The sequence below is a fragment of the Actinomycetospora soli genome (assembly GCF_021026295.1).
GTDB classification, from domain to species: domain Bacteria; phylum Actinomycetota; class Actinomycetes; order Mycobacteriales; family Pseudonocardiaceae; genus Actinomycetospora; species Actinomycetospora soli.
In genome coordinates this window covers 82,337-100,355 of sequence record NZ_JAJNDA010000008.1, presented here as the reverse complement: position 1 = coordinate 100,355, position 18,019 = coordinate 82,337, and the positions used below count along the sequence as shown (strand labels likewise).

Annotated in this window: 16 protein-coding genes and 1 tRNA gene; 8 read left to right on the top strand and 9 right to left on the bottom strand. The window is 73.7% G+C overall.

What is annotated here, in order from left to right:
* Nucleotides 1–93 precede the first annotated feature (93 nt).
* Genes LN037_RS14905 through LN037_RS14885 form a run of 5 tightly spaced genes read right to left on the bottom strand, consistent with a single transcriptional unit; the run spans nt 94 to nt 6,785 of the window.
* On the bottom strand, nt 94–3,489 hold the full coding sequence (locus LN037_RS14905) for an arabinosyltransferase domain-containing protein (protein ID WP_230753919.1): 3,396 nt from the start codon (nt 3,487–3,489) through the stop codon (nt 94–96).
* A gap of 46 nt (nt 3,490–3,535) precedes the next feature.
* Entirely contained in the window at nt 3,536–4,432 is an 897-nt protein-coding gene (gene glfT1, locus LN037_RS14900; RefSeq protein WP_230753916.1) for a galactofuranosyltransferase GlfT1, read from the bottom strand.
* The gene (wzt, locus tag LN037_RS14895; RefSeq protein WP_230753913.1) at nt 4,429–5,235 is read right to left on the bottom strand and encodes a galactan export ABC transporter ATP-binding subunit Wzt/RfbE; all 807 of its coding nucleotides are present in this window, start codon (nt 5,233–5,235) and stop codon (nt 4,429–4,431) included. The genes glfT1 and wzt overlap by 4 nt, the downstream gene beginning before the upstream one ends.
* A gap of 5 nt (nt 5,236–5,240) precedes the next feature.
* Nucleotides 5,241–6,206 carry a galactan export ABC transporter permease subunit Wzm/RfbD gene (gene wzm / locus LN037_RS14890; protein ID WP_372460454.1) on the bottom strand — a complete coding sequence of 322 codons (966 nt, stop codon included), beginning with the start codon at nt 6,204–6,206 and terminating at the stop codon, nt 5,241–5,243.
* Nucleotides 6,207–6,230: 24 nt separating this feature from the next.
* On the bottom strand, nt 6,231–6,785 hold the full coding sequence (locus LN037_RS14885) for a bacterial proteasome activator family protein (RefSeq protein WP_230753910.1): 555 nt from the start codon (nt 6,783–6,785) through the stop codon (nt 6,231–6,233).
* Nucleotides 6,786–6,987: 202 nt separating this feature from the next.
* Here LN037_RS14885 and LN037_RS14880 point away from each other — a divergent pair, with 202 nt between their 5' ends.
* Nucleotides 6,988–8,205: a cysteine desulfurase-like protein gene (locus tag LN037_RS14880; RefSeq protein ID WP_230753907.1), complete on the top strand. Its 1,218-nt coding sequence runs from the start codon at nt 6,988–6,990 to the stop codon at nt 8,203–8,205.
* Between the two features lie 40 nt (nt 8,206–8,245).
* Here the strand turns inward: LN037_RS14880 and LN037_RS14875 are convergent, their stop codons facing one another.
* Nucleotides 8,246–9,247, bottom strand: a complete 1,002-nt coding sequence (locus LN037_RS14875; protein ID WP_230753904.1) for an NAD(P)H-quinone oxidoreductase — start codon at nt 9,245–9,247, stop codon at nt 8,246–8,248.
* An 80-nt stretch (nt 9,248–9,327) separates the two neighbouring features.
* Here LN037_RS14875 and LN037_RS14870 point away from each other — a divergent pair, with 80 nt between their 5' ends.
* The 3 genes from LN037_RS14870 to LN037_RS14860 all read left to right on the top strand — a co-directional run bounded on the left by LN037_RS14870 (nt 9,328) and on the right by LN037_RS14860 (nt 10,432).
* Nucleotides 9,328–9,792, top strand: a complete 465-nt coding sequence (locus LN037_RS14870) for a MarR family winged helix-turn-helix transcriptional regulator (RefSeq protein WP_230753901.1) — start codon at nt 9,328–9,330, stop codon at nt 9,790–9,792.
* Between the two features lie 122 nt (nt 9,793–9,914).
* Nucleotides 9,915–9,999: transfer RNA gene (locus LN037_RS14865), tRNA-Ser, on the top strand.
* A gap of 82 nt (nt 10,000–10,081) precedes the next feature.
* Complete coding sequence (locus tag LN037_RS14860; protein ID WP_230753898.1) at nt 10,082–10,432, top strand: hypothetical protein; 351 nt, start codon at nt 10,082–10,084, stop codon at nt 10,430–10,432.
* Here the strand turns inward: LN037_RS14860 and LN037_RS14855 are convergent.
* The gene (locus tag LN037_RS14855; RefSeq protein ID WP_230753895.1) at nt 10,405–11,082 is read right to left on the bottom strand and encodes a TetR/AcrR family transcriptional regulator; all 678 of its coding nucleotides are present in this window, start codon (nt 11,080–11,082) and stop codon (nt 10,405–10,407) included. The genes LN037_RS14860 and LN037_RS14855 overlap by 28 nt on opposite strands.
* Nucleotides 11,083–11,150: 68 nt before the next feature.
* Between LN037_RS14855 and LN037_RS14850 the strand changes: the two genes are divergently transcribed.
* Nucleotides 11,151–12,254: an FAD-dependent oxidoreductase gene (locus tag LN037_RS14850; protein WP_230753892.1), complete on the top strand. Its 1,104-nt coding sequence runs from the start codon at nt 11,151–11,153 to the stop codon at nt 12,252–12,254.
* A 153-nt stretch (nt 12,255–12,407) separates the two neighbouring features.
* On the opposite strand, the gene LN037_RS14845 is transcribed toward LN037_RS14850, so the two are convergent.
* Nucleotides 12,408–13,094: a DUF1990 family protein gene (locus LN037_RS14845; RefSeq protein ID WP_230753891.1), complete on the bottom strand. Its 687-nt coding sequence runs from the start codon at nt 13,092–13,094 to the stop codon at nt 12,408–12,410.
* A 143-nt stretch (nt 13,095–13,237) separates the two neighbouring features.
* Here LN037_RS14845 and LN037_RS14840 point away from each other — a divergent pair, with 143 nt between their 5' ends.
* Nucleotides 13,238–14,404 carry an acyltransferase family protein gene (locus tag LN037_RS14840; protein ID WP_230753889.1) on the top strand — a complete coding sequence of 389 codons (1,167 nt, stop codon included), beginning with the start codon at nt 13,238–13,240 and terminating at the stop codon, nt 14,402–14,404.
* On the opposite strand, the gene hisC is transcribed toward LN037_RS14840, so the two are convergent.
* Complete coding sequence (hisC, locus tag LN037_RS14835; protein WP_230753887.1) at nt 14,323–15,369, bottom strand: histidinol-phosphate transaminase; 1,047 nt, start codon at nt 15,367–15,369, stop codon at nt 14,323–14,325. The genes LN037_RS14840 and hisC overlap by 82 nt on opposite strands.
* Before the next feature lie 98 nt (nt 15,370–15,467).
* Here hisC and LN037_RS14830 point away from each other — a divergent pair, with 98 nt between their 5' ends.
* Together LN037_RS14830 and LN037_RS14825 are read left to right on the top strand one after the other, a co-directional pair.
* On the top strand, nt 15,468–16,172 hold the full coding sequence (locus LN037_RS14830) for a dienelactone hydrolase family protein (RefSeq protein ID WP_230753885.1): 705 nt from the start codon (nt 15,468–15,470) through the stop codon (nt 16,170–16,172).
* A gap of 76 nt (nt 16,173–16,248) precedes the next feature.
* Nucleotides 16,249–18,000, top strand: a complete 1,752-nt coding sequence (locus tag LN037_RS14825) for a phosphatidylglycerol lysyltransferase domain-containing protein (protein WP_230753883.1) — start codon at nt 16,249–16,251, stop codon at nt 17,998–18,000.
* Nucleotides 18,001–18,019: the final 19 nt, after the last annotated feature.

Sequence of the window (18,019 nt, the reverse complement as noted above, 5' to 3'; positions counted from 1 at the left end):
TCGCTCCGCCGGATGAGATCTTGCCGCCGTTCCGCCGGCCGCCCCGCCGACGCCCCCGACGACGGGCCACGCGACCCGCCGTCGGGAACCGGATCACCTCTCCGGCGACGGGATCCCCGGCGGCGGGTCGCCGATCTCGCCCTCGCTGTGGGTGCCCCACACCGTCTTCTCGCCGTGCACGACCTGCGGCGCCACCGTGCCCGGCGCGTACGGCTCCAGGGCCTCGATGCGGCCCCAGTCCAGGGTCGCCTCGCCCTCGAGGTACGACGGCACGTCCTGCTGGCGCTCCAGCACCTCGATCCAGCCCATCGGGCCACCCGCCGAGGGCTGCGACCAGGTCTCGCCGCCGATCCGGAACTGGGAGGCGTCGGCGATGAGCCGGTAGGTCGGCACCTCGGCGATGCCGTCGGCCACGTCGAAGGGCCGCAGGCACGGCGACGCGAACTGCACCGGCCACTCCAGGTAGCCCGGCTGCGTCCCGACCGCCTGCGTGAACGGCACCAGCTTCGGCCCGCGCATCGGGGCGATCGCGATCCAGCCGTCCGGGCCGAGCGAGCGGTCCTGGGCCACGAGCCGCACCTCGTCGGCGGTCGCGCCCTTGGTGGTCGAGAGGTTGACCTTGATCTCCCGCCACGGCGGCTCGTTGCCGCTGCCGCCACCGAGCTGGTCGGAGCCGAGGATCTGGATGCGGCCGTCGGGGAAGCGCTTCGCGTACTGCAGGAACAGCGAGTTCCCGCCGTCGAGTCGTCCGGCCACCGAGATCACCAGCGGGGTGGTCCCGGCGCGCAGCGAGTCGTCCACCGACTGCCACGGCGTGCGCAGCGTCCCGGTCGCCCGGCCCTCGGGGTCGAACGTGCCCAGGACCTGCGACGACAGGTCGTTGCGCAGCGTGTACTCGTAGCCCGACACCCCGGTTCCGCCGCCGGTCGGCGGCACGGCGTCCTCGGCGTGGAAGCCCTCGTTGACCGGGTTCGGGTCGACGAGCTGCGCGAGCGGGCTCGAGGCCGGCACGGTGTCCGGCGGCAGCGGCGCGGGCTGCTGGCCGGGCGCGAGCGGCACCTGCGGCGCCACGATCGGCAGCACCCCGCGCGCCGAGGGGACGAGCCCGGTGAACGGCGGCGCCGTCGGCAGGATCCCGGCCTCCGGGCTGCCCTCGACGCGCACGTGGTCGGCCAGCCCGCACGACGACGAGAAGACGTTGCGGAGCACGTCACCGCCGAGCGAGAAGCTGTCCCACTGCTTGTCGATCGCCTTGCCCATCGACGCCATCTGGAACAGCACGAGCGCCCCGCAGATCACCGCGATCGGCGCCGAGCCGAGCCGCAGCGCCCGGGCGCGCCGCTCCACGGCACCCGCCGAGCGCGACCCCCGCAGCCGGCGGACGCGCTCGCGCAGCGGCGCCGAGGCCGTCGTCAGGAAGGAGGTCTTTCCCGACGACGGGTCGCGCCGCTCCTCCGGGATGCCTCGGAGGTGCTCGATGGCCGCGACGACGAGGAAGAGGAACGCGACGCCGAGGAGCAGGGTGGAGGCCTGGTGGCCGTTGTAGGAGGGCGGCTTGTCGTTCCAGGGGACGCCCCAGTTGTTCGTGTACCACCACGTGTTCGGGCCGGTGAAGGCGAGCGCGAGGGTCGCGAACACCGCGGCGAGGAACAGCGAGCGGTTGCGGCGCGAGCGCAGCACGTCCGACGACGTCGCGAGCGCGGTCAGCGCCGCCATGCCCGACCCGAGCGCGGCGAACGCGCCGAAGTGGTGGGTCCACTTGGTCGGGGTCAGCGCCAGCACGAGGAAGCCGAGCAGCGTGGTGCCGATGAGGCGCTGCGACGGTCCGAGCGCCGCGCCCTTGATGCGGTTGCGCCGCAGCAGGACGACGAGGCACACGACGAGCCCGAGGATCAGCAGCAGCACCGGGGCCCGGCGTTCCAGCGAGCCGTCCGCGGAGACCGAGAACAGCGACTCGTAGCGGACCACCTCCTGGTACCAGGTGTAGTTCGGTCCCAGGTTGAAGCGGACCCGGTTGGCCTCCATCACCGCGGCGTAGGTCTGGTCGGCGAAGATCGCGACCAGCACGATCAACCCGGACGCCAGGATCGGCAGCACCACCGGCAGCCAGCCCAGCCGGGCCACGCGCTCCTGCACGAGCCGGAACAGCGGCCGGGCGGCGGCGAGGAACGGGGCGACGGCCATGAGGCCGGTCGGGGTCGCGGCGAGGGCGAACGCGGCGGCGACGAGGCCGAGCGCGACCGGCGCGAGCCGCCGGGTGGCCACCGCCCGCTCCACCGAGCAGAACGCGAGCAGGGCGGAGATGACGGCGACGGGCTCGGGGCGCAGGCCGTTGTTGAACGGCAGCCAGAACATCAGGAAGACCATCGCGGCGGCCCAGCCCGCGGCCTTCGAGCGCCGCACCTGCTGGCCGAGGCGGGGCAGCATCTCCCGGCTGATGAGCAGCCAGGACACGATGCCCATGAACACCGAGGGCAGGCGCATCCACAGCACGGTGTCGCTGACCTGGACCCAGACCGAGTACAGCTCGTAGAACCAGCCGAACGGCGCCTCGGGGACGTTGAACCAGCGGTAGTAGTTGCCGATGTAGCCGGCGCTCTCGCGGGCCCGGGCGATCCCGAGGATGTACCCGTCGTCGGAGGTCTGCGAGCCGATGACCGCCCAGACCGCGAGCCCGGCGACCACCACGCCGTCCCGCCAGGTCGGCACCCACCAGCGGCGCGGGGCGAGCCGCGGGGCGCGGCGGCCGGCGCGGGTGTCGAGCACGTGCAGCGCCCACACCGCGCCGAGGAAGCACAGGATCGCGAGGATGCCGGCGGCCGTCTTGAGCTCGGTGGCGGTCGTCTGGAAGCGCGTGTCCGGAGTGATCGAGACGCTGGTCCCGGCGACCGGGTCGCGGTTCTGGTCGAGGTCGGAGTAGATGCCGACGACCTGCGGGCGGAAGTCGCCGCCCAGCACCGTGTCGGCGCCCGCACCGAGGTTGATCACGGTCTCGGAGAAGTCCGAGGTGATCGTGACGTTGCACGGGCCGGCCGGGACCGGCTCCTGCGCGGCCTGCTGGCCGCGGTCGGCCACGGTGAGCTGCCCGTCGTCGACGAACAGCTGCATGCCCACCTGGTTGCCCTGCGGGGAGAGCGGCGGCGTCGTGGAGAGCACGGTCGCGCGCTGGGTGGCGCGGGCGTCGAGGCTGCGGATGGCTGCGCACGGGATCGTGGCGGTCATCGACTCCGGGCGGAACGCCACGAGCGGGGCGTCGACCGAGCGGGTGCCGGTGGTCGCGCTCGGCCACTGGATCGTCGCCGTGTCCTGCACCACCGGCAGGAACGGGTAGACGAGCGCGAGCACCGAGCCGAGACCGCCGAGCACGATCGCGATCCAGCGCCACCGGCGCAGCACCCGCTCGTCGTCCCGTCCCGACGACGGGTCGGGGCGGGTCCCGTCGCCGGTCGCGCGGGCCGTGGCCGGCGGGACCGAGTCCGAGGTCAGCACGTGGGGCGTCCTGACATGGTGGGGAGAACCTCCAGGAGGGGGGAGCTCATGCCCGGCGGAACTTCTCGCGACGACCGAGCCGGACGAGGCGCAGCCAGTCGCGCAGCGCCGCCGGGTCGCGTCGTTCCACGAGGAAGTACCAGCCGAACCGCAGGTGCTCGATGGCGCCCAGCTTGCGCAGTCCCGGCTGCGCGAGCAGGTAGCCGCGGTTGCGATAGGTGTAGTAGCGCTTGGTCGCGTCGCCCGGGTCCTGGGCGTGCAGCCGACCGCCGAGCATCGGTTTGAACTCGTCGGACCCGTCGGGGTGGACGTAGGCGGTCGTCAGGCACGTGCCGTAGGGAAGCCCGGAGCGCATGAGGCGGCGGTGCAGTTCGACCTCGTCGCCCCGCACGAACAGGCGAAGATCGGGCACGCCCACCACATCGAGTGTCTCGGCACGGAAGAGCGCCCCGTTGAACAGGTGCGCGATCCCGGGCATCAGCTCGCCGTCGCCGAACCCGTCGAGGTCGCTGCGGCGACGAACCCAGGTCAGGCCGCGGCGCAGCGGGAAGGCCAGCCGCTGCGGGTCGGCGGCGTCGGCGATCACCGGCGAGACCTCGGCGAGCCCGCGGCGCTGGGCGACCTCGAGCAGCGTCGCGAGGACGTGCTCGTCGGCCGGGCGGCCGTCGTCGTCGGCCATCCAGAGCCAGTCGGCGCCCGCGGCGAGGGCGGTCAGCATGCCGAGCGCGTAGCCGCCCGCCCCGCCGAGGTTGTGGTGCGAGGGCAGGTAGGTCACCGGCAGGCCGCAGGACTCGACGACCTCGCGGGTCTTCTCGTCCGGCCCGTTGTCCACCACGACGAGGTGGTCCGGACGGCGGGTCTGCCCGGCGATGACGGCCAGGCCGTCCGCCAGCAGCTCGGGGCGGTGGCGGGTGACGACGACCGCGTGCACGCTGCCGGTCACGGACGGGCCTCGCTGGGTGCGTCCGCCCCGATCCGCTTGAGGGTCTCGGGGCTCAGGGTCTCGAAGAGGTCGCGGCCCTTGTAGTGGCTCACCACCTCGCGCAGGGAGCCCTGCTCCTTGATCTCGCCGGTGTCCATCCAGATCGCGGTGTCGCAGAGCTCGACGAGGAACTCGTCGGAGTGCGAGGCGAAGACGAGCATCCCGGAGCGGGACACGAGGTCGCGGAGCCGGTCGCGGGCCTTCTCCAGGAACGCGGCGTCGACCGCGCCGATGCCCTCGTCGAGGATGAGGATCTCGGGGTCGATCGAGGTGACGACGCCGAGCGCGAGCCGCACCCGCATGCCCGTCGAGTAGGTGCGCAGCGGCATCCGCAGGTAGTCGCCGAGCTCGGTGAACTCGGCGATCTCGTCGACGCGGCGCTCCATCTCCTTGCGCGTCATGCCGAGGAAGAGGCCGCGGATGAGGATGTTCTCCAGGCCGGAGATCTCCGGGTCCATCCCGACGGCGAGGTCGAAGACCGGGGCGACACGTCCACGGATACGTGCGCGGCCGCGGGTCGGTTCGTAGATGCCGGCGAGCAGGCGCAGCAGCGTGGACTTCCCGGCGCCGTTGTGGCCGACGAGGCCCACCCGGTCGCCCTGGCGCAGGCTCAGGTCGATGTCGCGCAGCGCCTCGACCACCGGCACCTTCGCGTCGGTGATCCGGCCACCGGCCCGGCCCAGCACGGACTTCTTGAGGCTGCGGTTCTTGGCGTCGAAGATCGGGAAGTCGACGCTCGCGCCCTGGACATCGATCGAGACCATGTGTGTCACACCCAGTACGCGACGCGCGAGCGGTAGTTGCGCAGCGCGATCAGGGCCAGCGTCCAGCCGACCACGGTGATCACGCCGACGACCGCCCAGTGCGTCCAGCTCTGCACCTGACCGACCAGTGGAGCCCGGAAGATCTCGATGAAGTGGTAGAAGGGGTTCAGTCGCGCCAGCTGCTCCACCAGCGCCTTCGTGCTGCCCGGCGCCCCGCCCGCGAGCAGGTCCGGGGTCCAGATGATCGGCGTCATGGTGAAGAAGAGCTGCATGAAGCTCGAGACCACCGGCGGGATGTCGCGGAAACGGGTGGCGATGATGCCGAAGAGCAGCGTCACCCAGAGGCCGTTCGCGACGATCACGACGAAGGCCGGGATCGCGAGCAGCGCCGTCCAGCTCAGGCCCGGGTGGAGGATGCCCGGCGTGCCGTCGCTCAGCTGGTTGATCATCCGGTACGGCTCGTCGAGCTGGCCGAAGAAGATCGCCAGCACGATGACGTAGACGACCACGTTGTGCGCGAAGAACAGCACCTGGCGCCAGACCGTGCGGAACACGTAGATCATCAGCGGGGCCGGCAGGAACCGGATGAGGCCCTCGTTGGCGATGAAGGTCTCGGTCCCCTCCAGCACGCAGGCGCTGATGAAGTACCAGATCATGAAGCCGACGGTCACGTACGGCATGAACGTGCCGATCGGCTGACCGAAGAGCTGGGAGTACAGCCCGCCCAGCGCCGCGGCCGTCACGGCCATGCTGATGGTGATCCACAGCGGGCCGATCGTGGAGCGCCGGTAGCGCTGCTTGATGTCCTGCCAGCCGAGGTGGCCCCACAGCTCACGCTGGGCGATCGCCTGGCGGATGTCCCCGAAGGCGCGCCGCCAGGAGCGGGGGGACGCCCCGTGCAGGTCGCCCCCCGCGGCGTCGTCGTCCGACGGATCGTCGGCGCCGGGACGCGCGAGTGCAGGGACGGCCACGGGCGGTGAGCGTACCCGGGCGGGTCAGAGGTACTGGCCGGTCGTCCCCCCGGAGCCGTTCGCACCGCCGGCGCCCGCGGGCAGGCCGCGGCGCATCTGCTCGAGCTGCATCCGGGCCGCCATCTGCTGGGCGACCAGGGCCGTCTGGATGCCGTGGAAGAGGCCCTCGAGCCAGCCGACCAGCTGCGCCTGGGCGATCCGCAGCTCGCCGTCGGTGGGGGTGTCGTCCCCCTCGAACGGCGCGATGATCCGGGCCAGCTCCTCGCGCAGCTCGGGGGAGAGCGCCGACTCGAGCTCGGCGAGGCTCGACGCGTGGATCTCCTTGAGCCGACGGCGGCTGGCGTCGTCGAGCTCGGTGGCGCGCACCTCCTCGAGGAGCTGCTTGATCATCGTCCCGATCCGCATGACCTTCGCCGGCTCCTCGACCGCCGACGACAGGTCCTCGCGCTCGCCGTCGGTCTCCTCGGCGGGCTCGCCGGAGGGCATGCGCACGGTGCCGACGGGGCGGCCGTCGGCACCGACGATCATCACCTGGTCGCCCTCGGAGGCCCCGGACGGGTCGCTGGGCTGGTCGCTCATGTCCGCCATCCTGGCGGATACCCGGTGCGCCCCGCGCACGCATCGCGGCGCGGCGTGCATCCGGTCCCCGTGACGCCGCACCGTCAGCGGACCGCTCCGGACTGCGCCGGTCGAGCCCTCCGCCGACCAGGACCCTCCGCCGGTCGAGCGCCGGGCGGACCGGGCTCGGCTACCGGACGGAGCCGCCGTACCGTGCCGGAGCATGACGGTGGACGTCGCTCGGGTCCGGGGCCAGGTCCCCGCGCTCGGTGACGGCTGGGTCCACCTCGACGCGCCGGCCGGCATGCAGGTGCCCGAGCAGGTGGCGACGGCGGTGTCCTCGGCGCTGCGCGCGCCGGTGTCCCCGCCCGGCTCGGTCTTCCCGGCCTCGCAGCGCGGCGGCGCGATCGTCGACGCCGCCCGCCGCGCGGTGGCCGACCTCGTGGGCGCCGATCCGAAGGGCGTCGTCCTCGGGTCGTCGGCGGCGTCGCTGCTCGAACGGCTGGCCGACACGCTGTCCTCGCAGTGGTCGCTGGGCGACGAGGTCGTGGTCTCCCGGCTCGACGACCGCGCGAACGTGCTGCCGTGGACGCGGGCCTGCTCGCGGACCGGCACGGCGGTGCGCTGGGCCGAGGTGGACGTCGAGACCTGCGAGCTCCCGAGCTGGCAGTACGACGACCTGCTCGGCGACCGCACCCGCGTCGTCACCGTCACCGCCGCCTGCGGCCACCTCGGCACCCGCACCGAGATCGCCGCGATCGCGCGCAAGGTGCACGCGCTGCCGCCGCCCGCGTCCGGGGTCGAGCCGTTGATGGTCGTCGACGCCTCGGCGGCCGCGCCCTACCTGCCGCTGGACCTGGCGACGATGGGCGCCGACGTCATGGTGCTCTCCGCGGCGGCCTGGGGCGGCCCGTCGGTGGGCGCCCTGGTCTTCCGGCAGCCCGAGCTGCTCGACCGGCTGCCCGCCGTGTCCTTCGACGCCGCCGCCCGCGGTCCCGAGCGGCTCGAGGTCGGCGACGCCCCGGTCGCGCTGCTGGCGGGCCTCGCCGCGTCGGTGGACCACCTCGCCGAGCTCGACGACCGTGCCCGCGGCTCCCGGCGCGACCGGGTGCTCACCTCGATGTCCTCGCTGCGCGCCCACCACGACGAGCTGACGACCTACCTCGTGCAGGAGCTCCGCCACCTGCCCGGCGTCACCGTGATCGGCGACCCGGCGCGGCGCATCCCCACCGTCGCCTTCGTCGTCGCCGGTCGCACCGCGCAGGAGGTCGCCGAGCGGGTCGCCGACCAGGGTGTCTGCGTCCTGATCGACCCCGGCGACCAGGGGGCGCTCGAGGTCGTCGGCGGCGCCGAGATCGGCGGGGTCGTCAAGATCGGCCTGGCGCACTACACCTCGCGCGCGGACGTGAACGCCCTGCTGGGCGCGCTGGCGCGGATGTGAGCTGCGCTCTCGTGAGCACTAAAGGTCGCTATAGCGACCGTTAGTGCTCACCTGCCGGAGGCACCTCGAGGATGATCTTCCCGACGACGCCGCCGTCGTCCATGAGCCGGTGGGCCCGCGCGGCCTCGGGCATCGGGATGCGCTCGTGGACGATCGGGCGCACCCGGCCCGACTCGACCAGCGGCCACAGGTCCGACCGCACGGCGGCGACGATCGTGCCCTTGCCGTCGGGTCCGTCGGTCGGGCGTCCGCGCAGCGAGGTGGCGGCCACAGACAGCCGGCGGGTCAGCATCTTGGCCAGGTTGATCTCGCCCTTGGCGCCGCCCATGAGACCGATGATCACCATGCGGCCTCCGTTCGCCATCGCGTCCAGGTTGGCGTCGAGGTTGCGGGCGCCGATGTGGTCGAGGACGACGTCGGCCCCGCGCCCGTCGGTGGCCTGCTTGACGAGTTCGACCAGGTCTCCGTGGTAGTCGAGGGCCGCGTCGGCGCCGAGGTCGCGGCAGAGCTGCAGGCGGTCCTCGTGCCCCGCCGTCGCGAGCACCGTCACGCCCAGGGCCTTGCCGACCTGGATCGCGTGCGTGCCGATCCCGCCGCTCCCGCCGTGGACGAGCAGCGTCTGGCCGGAGCGCAGACCCGCCGTCAGGACGAGGTTCGACCAGACCGTGCACGCCACCTCGGGCAGACCGCCCGCGTCGACCAGCGACACCCCGGCCGGGACGGGCAGCAGTTGCGCCGTCGGCACCGCGACCTTCTGCGCGTAGCCGCCGCCGGCGAGCAGGGCGCAGGCCTCGTCGCCGACGTTCCAGCCGCTCACGCCCGGTCCGACCGCGCTCACGCGGCCGGAGCACTCCAGCCCGGGCAGCTGCGACGCCCCGGGCGGTGGCGGGTAGTTGCCCTGCCGCTGCATGACGTCGGCGCGGTTGATCCCCGCCGCCACGACGTCGAGGACCACCTCGCCCGTCCCCGGTTCGGGGTCGGGCTGCTCGGTCCACTCGAGGACCTCGGGGCCGCCGGGCTCACGGATGGAGATGCCGTACACGCCGGCGGACGCTAGTGGTCCGAGCGCGGCGACGCAGAAGGACGAACCGGAAGCGGTTGCCTGCGGATAGGATGCACCGTATGTCCACCCCGGAGGAGCCGCGCTGGCTCGACGCCGAGGAGTGGCGTGCCTGGCGGAACTTCATCGCCGGGCAGGCGCTCCTGCTCGGGCGGCTCGGTCGTGAGCTCTCCGACCAGCACGATCTCGCGTTCGCCGACTACGAGATCCTCGTGCGGCTCTCCGAGAAGGCCGACCACCGCCAGCGGATGACCTCGCTCGCCGAGGAGGTCGTCGCGTCCAAGTCGCGCCTGTCGCACCAGGTGGCGCGGCTCGAGGGACAGGGCCTGGTCCGCCGTGAGGTGTGCGACTCCGACGGCCGCGGTGTCTTCGCCGTCCTCACGCCCGAGGGGTACGCGCGCCTGGAGAAGGCGGCACCCGACCACCTCCGCGGCGTCCGCGAGCACTTCGTCGACCTCCTCGACGAGGACGAGCGCCGCGTCATGGGCGACGTGATGGAGCGGATCGTCGCGAAGCTGCGTCCCTAGCGTCACCTCCGGGTCAGCCGTGGCACACGGCTGACGTCCGACGTCAGGGCGGCGCCACGCCCACCGTCCCGACGGCGGGTCCTGGCGCGCCGTGCCTGCCGGCGTTGCCTACCCTGTCCCGCGGAAGCGTGGCAGAGCGGCCGATTGCATCCGCCTTGAAAGCGGACGTACCGAGAGGTACCGGGGGTTCGAATCCCCCCGCTTCCGCCGCCCGACCGGCCCAGGCACCGGGGCCGCCACGGCCGACCCGCGCGCAGGCACGGGGCGGAGCGTTCTACGCTGAACGGTCGTGACGATCGAGAACACGGGCGTCGCACTGGCTCGACGGGCCGCGGAAGCACTCGAGGCACTCGACCAGCACGGCCCGCACCAGCGCCCGCCCGGCAGCGACCGCTTCGGCTGGACCGTGGACGTGCTCGACGAGCTGGCGCGGGTCGCCGGCCTCGTCGGCCGCGCCGTCGACCACACCTCCGGCGACGCGTGCCCGGAGGTCCGGCGCGCCGCCCAGGACCTGGTGGACGCGATCGTGGCCCACCGCAACACGATGCTGCAGCCCGGGCGCCACGCCGCTGCGGACGTCCGTGCCGCGCACGAGGACCGCACCCGCCGCGACTACGCGCCGCCCGCCGCGCGCACCTGAGGTCGCGACGCCGCGATCCCCCGCAGCGCGAGGTCGATCCCGGCCAGGAACTGCTCGCGGTCGTCGTGGTGGCGCATCTGGTCGCCGATCGTCCGGGTGAACGACCACTCCTCGGCGTCCAGTTCCTCCCACGCCGTGGCCACGGCGTCGAGGAACTCCCCGCGGCTCCCGACCCGCGGCGCAGCCTGTGCGTTCGCCGCGTTCTGCACCGCGGCGCCGAGGATGTACTGGATCAGCACCGTCGTCGTCACGAACCAGTCGGCGCGCGGGACCCCCAGCGCCCGGACCTGACGGCCGACCGCCTCGAGGACGTGCGGGCTCGTCGCCTGCCACGTGCCGGTCGAGAGCTGCGCGGCCATCCACGGGTGCTGGTCGACCGCGTCGAACAGGCCGAGGGCCACGGCCCGGACCCGGTCCTCCGGCGAGCCCGAGGCGGGTTCCTCCGCCAGGGCCCGGGCGACGACGGCGTCGGTGGCCGCCGTGAGCAGCTCGTCCTTGTTCGCCACGTGCCAGTAGATCGCCCCCGGTCCGGTGGCCAGCCGCTCGGCCAGCACGCGGAAGGTCAGCCCGCCGGCGCCGGCCGCGTCGAGGATCCCGACCGCCGTCGACACGATCTGCTCGCGGGAGAGCGACTCGGAACGTCGGGGCACGGACCCATCTTGACACGGCTGGAACGTCGTTCCAAGCTACGTTGGAACGACGTTCCAGAGGAGACGACATGGTCACGATCGTCGGTGCCGGTCTGGGCGGTCTGGTGCTCGCCCGCGTCCTGCACGTGCACGGCATCCCCGCCGTCGTGTACGAGGCGGAGGCCTCGGCCGACGCGCGGGCCCAGGGCGGGATGCTCGACATCCACGCCGAGGACGGCCAGCCGGCCCTCGAGGCGGCCGGGCTCACGGAGGGCTTCCGCGCCCTCGTCCTGGAGGGCCGCGAGGCGATGCGCGTCCTCGACGCCCACGGCACGGTGCTCCTCGAGGAGCCCGACGACGGGTCGGGCGGCCGGCCCGAGGTCCAGCGGGCCGACCTGCGCCGGCTCCTGCTCGACGCGCTGCCCCCGGACACGGTGCGGTGGGGCCACAAGGTGACCGGGGTCCGCCCGCTCGGCGACGGCCGCCACGAGGTGTCCTTCGCCGACGGGACGAGCGTGACCACCGATCTGCTCGTCGGCGCCGACGGCGCCTGGTCGAAGGTCCGGCCGCTGGTCTCGGCCGCCCGGCCGACCTACGTCGGGCACTCGTACGTCGAGACCTGGCTCTACGACGGCGACACCCGCCATCCCGAGGCGGCCGCGGTGGTCGGCGGGGGCGCCCTGATGGCGCTCGCTCCCGGTCAGGGCATCTCGGCGCACCGCGAGAGTGGCGGCACCCTGCACGGCTACGTCGCGCTGACCCGCCCGCTCGCCTGGTTCGACGCCCTGGAGCCGGAGACGATCACCGCCCGGGTCGCCGCCGAGTTCGACGGCTGGGCCCCGGAGCTCACGGCGCTGCTCACCGAGAGCGACGTCCCGCCCGTCGTCCGTCGGCTCCACACCCTGCCCGTCGGGCACCGGTGGGAGCGGGTCCCGGGCGTCACCCTCGTCGGCGACGCCGCCCACCTCGCGCTCCCCAACGGCGACGGCGCCAACCTCGCCATGCAGGACGGGGCCGAGCTCGCCCTCGCCCTCGCCGCGCACCCCGACGACGTCGAGGCCGCCCTCGCGACCTTCGAGCAGGCCATGTTCGCCCGGGACGAGGCCGCGGACGGGGCGCAGCTCCACGAGCTCATGTACGGCGAGGACGCGCCGCACGGCCTGATCCGGTGGTTCGAGGCGATGGCTTCCTGACGACGGGTCGGGCCGGGTCGAGCCGGGTCGGCAGGGCGCCCACGGTCAGGACCCGGACGCCGCCCGCGACCGTGGCGACCTGCTGACGTCAGACGTCAGCGGTGGGCCACGGCTGACGGCCCGGCGCCCGCCACCACTCCCTGTGCGGGCTCGTCATGCCGACGGGGCCCGCACGATGTCGCCCGGCCCGACGGGCGCCGGCGTCGGCCGCGGCGCTCCCTCGAGCACGTCCCGGACCCGCTCCTCCAGCTTCGCCGCGACGGCCCGGTAGAACCGCCGCTGGGTGAAGCGGCCGAAGACGAGGAAGCCGAGCGCGATCACCGGGTTCGGGATCGACGCCCGCGACGACACTCCCGTGATCACGAACTCGACCCGCCCCGTCGTCGTGTTCTTGACGACCTCGTACACCAGCCGGCCGCGCTCGAGGTGCCGCCCGAGGGTCTGGTAGCTCCAGCCCCACACGCGCTCCTCGGCGCCGTCCGCCCGACGGCGGGTCTCGTCGACCACGGTGTCGACCCGCACCCCCATCGGGAAGCGCAGCACCACGAAGCGACCCTCGAGGAGCATGTCGCGCCCCTTCAACGGGACGTCCGCGTGGAAGAGCGCCGACATGATGTGCCGGTCGGCGAACTCGTAGTCGTGGGTGAGCGCGCAGGCGATCTCCCACGGCCCGCCGGGCTCCGGGTCGCCGGGGTCCTCCACCGCGAGCGTGTGCCGGAGCCGGTCGTGGTGCCAGCCCTTGCCGCCCGTCGTGGAGGGGTCGTAGTTGAGTTCGAGGCCCGCGATCTCGGCGAGGTCGGCCGCCGGATCGGACACCGGGCTCAGCCGCATCGTCCGCATCGCGCTCCTCATACCCGTTTTTCCCGACGCCAGGTCGTCCCCGGCCCGGCGATCGCGTCACGCCGTCCGTTCGGCGGTCCACCGGGGAGCACACACGCACCTCTCAGCGACCGCTCAGGAGCCGTCCGTAACTTCCGGCGGCGATGACGCTCCTCGAGGAACGCCCCGTCCGGGTCTGCAGCGCCGAGCCCACCGGCCGGCTGCTGCAGCCCGCCGCGTCGGGCGAACGCCGCCTGTCGTGGGACGTGATCCGGGTCCTCGCCGTCCTCTCGGTGGTCGTCCAGCACGCCACCTACACCGCGCAGGGCGTGATGCCGTGGCTCGCGCCGCCGCCGTTCACCTGGAGCGTCGAGGCCGGGGCGAACACGCTGATGGTCGTCTCCGCGTTCTTCATCTGCGTCACGATCGCGAAGCGCCGGCCCGGTCGCTGGTGGACGCAGCGGCTCTCCCGGCTGCTGCCCGCCTACCTCGTCGCCGTGCTCGTCACCTACGGCGCGACGCTGCTCGCCGCCGACTACGGGTACTGGCGCCCCGGCGTGCGCGACCTCGTCGGGAACCTGCTGCTGGTGCAGGGCTTCGACCCGGCCGTGACGTACATGGACCACTCCTACTGGACCCTGCCGCTCCAGCTCGGGGTGTTCTCGCTGGTGGCGCTGACGGTCGGGCTGCTCGGCCGGGACCTGTGGCGCCGCCCGGGCGTCCTGCCGCTGCTCGCGTGGTTCGGCGTCATCGCGCCCGTGCTGCTCGCCACGTACGCGACCGGGTGGCTGAAGTTCCTCTCCGACGGCTTCGTCATGTGGCGCTGGCAGCTGTTCGCCATCGGGCTCGCGATGTGGCTGGCCAGCACGCGGCGCATCTCGCTGACCCACCTCGCCGCGCTCACCGCGGCCGGCGTGCTCGCCGAGGCGGTCATCACGCCCGACACCGACTCCGCGATCGTCCTCGCCGCGGCGTGCCTGCTCATCGCGGCCGCGACCCTCGGCCCGGACTGGGACTTCCTGCGGATCGGCCCGCTGCCGCGCCTCATCGGCTGGGCGGCGGGCGTCTCCTACGGCGTCTACCTGATGAACCAGCAGATCGGCTACTTCTTCGCCTGGCTCGCGCAGGACTACGCGGGGATCACCGGGTGGGGCCGGCTGATCGGCGTGCTCGTGCTGGCCTTCACCCTCGGCTGGCTGCTCACGCGGTTCGTGGAGCGCCCCGCCTTCCGGGCGCTCACCGCCCGGCGTCAGGCGAAGGACCGCGCGGCGTCGAGCAGCAGCTCGTTCTCCTCCGGTGCGCCCGCGGAGACGCGCACGCCGTCGGGGTGAAACGCCCGCACGACCACCTTGTGGTCGAGGGCGTGCTCGGCGAACGCCTGCGTGCGCTCCCCGAGCGGCAGCCAGCAGAAGTTGGCGTGGGTCTCGGGCACCTCGTAGCCGGCCGCGCGCAGCTCGTCGGCCATCCGGCGGGCCTCGGCGGCGGCCGCCCGCGCGTCGGCGAGCAGGTCGTCGAGGACGTCGAGAGCCGCGATCGCCGCCGCCTGGGCGGGGGCGGAGACGGAGAACGGCACGGAGACGCTGCGCAGCGCGCTCGCGAGGTCGGGCGGCGCGACCGCGTAGCCGACGCGCAGGCCGGCGAGCCGGTGCGCCTTGGAGAACGTGCGCAGGACCGCGACGTGGGAGTGCGCGTCGAGCAGCGTCAGCCCGTCGGGGACGTCGTCGTCGGCCACGAACTCGCGGTAGGCCTCGTCGAGCACCACCAGCACGTGCTCCGGGACCCGGGCCATGAAGTCGACGAGTTCCCGACGACGGACCGCGGTGCCGGTGGGGTTGTTCGGGTTGCAGACGAACACGATGCGCGTGCGGTCGGTGATCGCCGCGAGCATCGCCTCGAGGTCGTGCTCGTGCCCGGCGGTGTTGGGCACCGGCACCGGGGTGGCGTGGCCGATCACCGAGACGATCGGGTAGGCCTCGAAGGAGCGCCACGGGAAGACGACCTCGTCGCCGGGCGAGCAGACCGCGGCCACCAGCTGCCCGCACAGGGCGACCGACCCGCAGCCCACCGCGATGCGCCCGGGGTCGACGCCGAGGTGGTCGGCGAGGCGCTGCGTCAGGGTGGTGACGGTGATGTCCGGGTAGCGGTTCCCGGCGGCCACCGCCTGCGCGACGGCCTCCTGCACGCGGTGGTGCGGGGGCAGCGCGACCTCGTTGCTGGCCAGCTTGACGGCCCCGGGCACGGTCCGGCCGGCGACGTAGGCGGGCAGCGACGAGAGGTCGGGGCGCAGCGGTGTCACACCACCACCGTAGTGCGGCGACGCGCCGGTGGAACCGGTTGCGCTCATCGGGTCAGACCACGCGGCACCCGGGGGTCGGGACATGGAAGGCTGCTCCCATGACGACCCGCACCGAGACGATCCCGCTCGTCGACGACACCGAGCTCGCGGTGACCGTCGGTGAGCCGGACGGCGCCCCGATCCGTGGCGGGATCGTGGTGCTGCACTCCTCGCGGGGTGTCACGGAGCGCACCGAGCGCATCGTGGCCGGGCTCGCCGACGAGGGCTGGCTGGCCGTCGCCCCCCACCTGTTCCACCGCACCGGGTCCGCCGACGAGGTCTCGGGCGCCTCGGTGCTGGCCGACTCCGACGCCTCGTTCGGGTGGTTGGCCGACCACGGCGTCTCCGCCGACCGCATGGGTGTCCTGGGCTTCGACCTCGGGGCCACCGCGGCTCTGGTCGTCGCCTCGCAGCGCTCGCTCGGCGCGGCCGTGACCGTCGCCGCCGCCGGGGTACAGCGGCCCCTCGCGGACGGCCTGCCCCCGCTGCTCGACGTCGTCGGCGAGCTGACGTGTCCCTGGTTGGGGCTCTACGGCGAGACCGGCGACCCGGTCGACCCCGAGGACGTCGACCGGCTGCGCGAGGCCGCGCACGCCTCCGGTGCCGTGGTCGACGTGATCGTCTACCCGGACACCGAGCACCGCTTCGACGACGCGGACTCGCCGGTGGTGCCGGACGGTCTCGCGGCCGGCGAGGGCGAGGAGGGGACCCGGAGCGAGGCGCGGCACCGCGTGCTGAACTGGTTCGACGCGCACCTGCGGTGAGGGGGTGCGCTCCGCGCAGGTGAGCACTGACGGTCGCTGTGGCGACCGTGAGTGCTCACGAGACCGGAGGTCACAGGTGACAGGCACTCGGGTCGCGGACGCCGAGGAGGGCGCCGAGGACGAGGCCCGCCGGGAACGGCGGCGCCGGGCCCGGATCGCGCGGGTCGTGGTCTGGTCGGCCCGCATCGTGGGCCTGCTCTCCATCATCTCGATCTTCGCCCCGGCCGCCCGACGACGGCTGGAGCCGGCCGCGTGGTTCGGGCTCCCCGTCGAGGCCACGCTCGTGGGCACCGTCGTCCTCGCGACGGCCGGGGTGGGCCTGATGCTGCTGGCCACCGGGCTGCGGCGGCGCAAGCGCCGGGCGTGGCAGCTCGCCGTCCTGCTGTGTCTGGTGATCATCGCGTCGCACGCGCTGGGGCGGCACCCGATCCCGCCGTTGGTCGTGGCCGTGATCCTGCTCGTCGGGCTGCTGTGGACCCGCCGCGAGTTCGACGCCCTGCCCGACCCGGTCGGCCGCTTCGTCGCCGTGCGCGTGGTGCTGCAGCTGCTGGTCGCCGGGTTCGTGATCGTCAGCGCGATGCTGCTGTTCGTGCGGCCCTCGTTCCTGGTGGGACGGCCGTCGGCGGGGGACAGGCTGCTGCACGCGCTGCTCTCGCTGATCGGCGTCGAGGGCCCGGTCGAGTTCCGGTTCGTCTGGTACGACGACCTGACCTCGGCGGTCGGCCTCACGTTCGGCGTCGGCGCCCTCGTGCTCGGCGGCTACTTCCTGCTGCGCTCGGCCGAGCCACGTCCGCAGCTGTCGGCCGAGGAGCAGGCCGGGATCCGCGGCCTGCTCGAGAAGCACGGCAAGGCGGACTCGCTCGGCTACTTCGCGCTGCGCCGGGACAAGGCGGTGGTGTTCTCCGAGACCGGCAAGGCCGCGGTCGCGTACCGTGTGGTGGCGGGCGTGGCACTCGCCTCCGGCGACCCGCTGGGCGACGTCGAGGCTTGGCCGGGCGCGATCGAGGAGTTCGTCGGCGTGTGCCGGCGGCACGGCTGGGTGCCCGCGGTGCTGGGCTGCTCGGAGACCGGCGCCCGCGTGTGGTCCCGGGAGGCCGGGCTGGACGCGCTGGAGCTCGGCGACGAGGCCGTGGTCGACGTCGCGACCTTCTCCCTGCAGGGCCGCGCCATGCGCACCGTCCGGCAGGCGGTCTCACGGATCAAGCGCGCCGGGTACGAGACGACCGTGCGGCGTCTGCGCGACGTCCCCGCCGCGGAGCTCACCGAGCTCGCGGCGTGCGTGGAGCGCTGGCGCGGCGGGCCGGACGAGCGCGGCTTCTCGATGGCGCTCTCCCGGGTGGGCGACGCCGAGGCCGACCCGGAGGCGGTCGTCGTCGTCGCCACCGCCGAGGGCGCGCCGCGCGGCCTGCTGCAGTTCGTGCCGTGGGGGACGGAGGGGCTGTCGCTGGACCTCATGATCCGCGACCCCGCCGTCACCGAGAACGGGCTCAACGAGCTGCTGATCACCGACCTGCTCGCCGCGTGCCGCGGCCTCGGGGTGGACCGGGTGTCGCTGAACTTCGCGGTGTTCCGCTCGGCCCTGGAGCGCGGCGAGCGGATCGGGGCGGGTCCGGTGGCGCGGCTCTGGGCCCGCCTCCTGCGGATCGCCTCGCGCTGGTGGCAGATCGAGACGCTCTACCGCTTCAACGCCCGCTTCGGCCCGACCTGGGTGCCGCGCTTCCTCGTGTTCGACGCGGTGCGCGACCTGCCGCGCATCGCCGTCGCCGCCTTCGAGGCGGAGGGCTACGGCGGCCGCCCGCCGGCGCTGCTGCGGGTGCTCAGGAGGTGACTTCGTCCCGTGAGTAGTT

What these genes read in the sequence shown, in the direction of transcription:
- LN037_RS14845 (WP_230753891.1), bottom strand. Translation starts at nt 13,094, where the DNA reads ATGCGGACGATGCGGCTGAGCCCGGTGTCCGATCCGGCGGCCGACCTC.
- LN037_RS14880 (WP_230753907.1), top strand. Translation starts at nt 6,988, where the DNA reads ATGACGGTGGACGTCGCTCGGGTCCGGGGCCAGGTCCCCGCGCTCGGT.
- LN037_RS14830 (WP_230753885.1), top strand. Translation starts at nt 15,468, where the DNA reads ATGACGACCCGCACCGAGACGATCCCGCTCGTCGACGACACCGAGCTC.
- LN037_RS14885 (WP_230753910.1), bottom strand. Translation starts at nt 6,785, where the DNA reads ATGAGCGACCAGCCCAGCGACCCGTCCGGGGCCTCCGAGGGCGACCAG.
- LN037_RS14870 (WP_230753901.1), top strand. Translation starts at nt 9,328, where the DNA reads ATGTCCACCCCGGAGGAGCCGCGCTGGCTCGACGCCGAGGAGTGGCGT.
- LN037_RS14840 (WP_230753889.1), top strand. Translation starts at nt 13,238, where the DNA reads ATGACGCTCCTCGAGGAACGCCCCGTCCGGGTCTGCAGCGCCGAGCCC.
- wzt (WP_230753913.1), bottom strand. Translation starts at nt 5,235, where the DNA reads ATGGTCTCGATCGATGTCCAGGGCGCGAGCGTCGACTTCCCGATCTTC.
- LN037_RS14850 (WP_230753892.1), top strand. Translation starts at nt 11,151, where the DNA reads ATGGTCACGATCGTCGGTGCCGGTCTGGGCGGTCTGGTGCTCGCCCGC.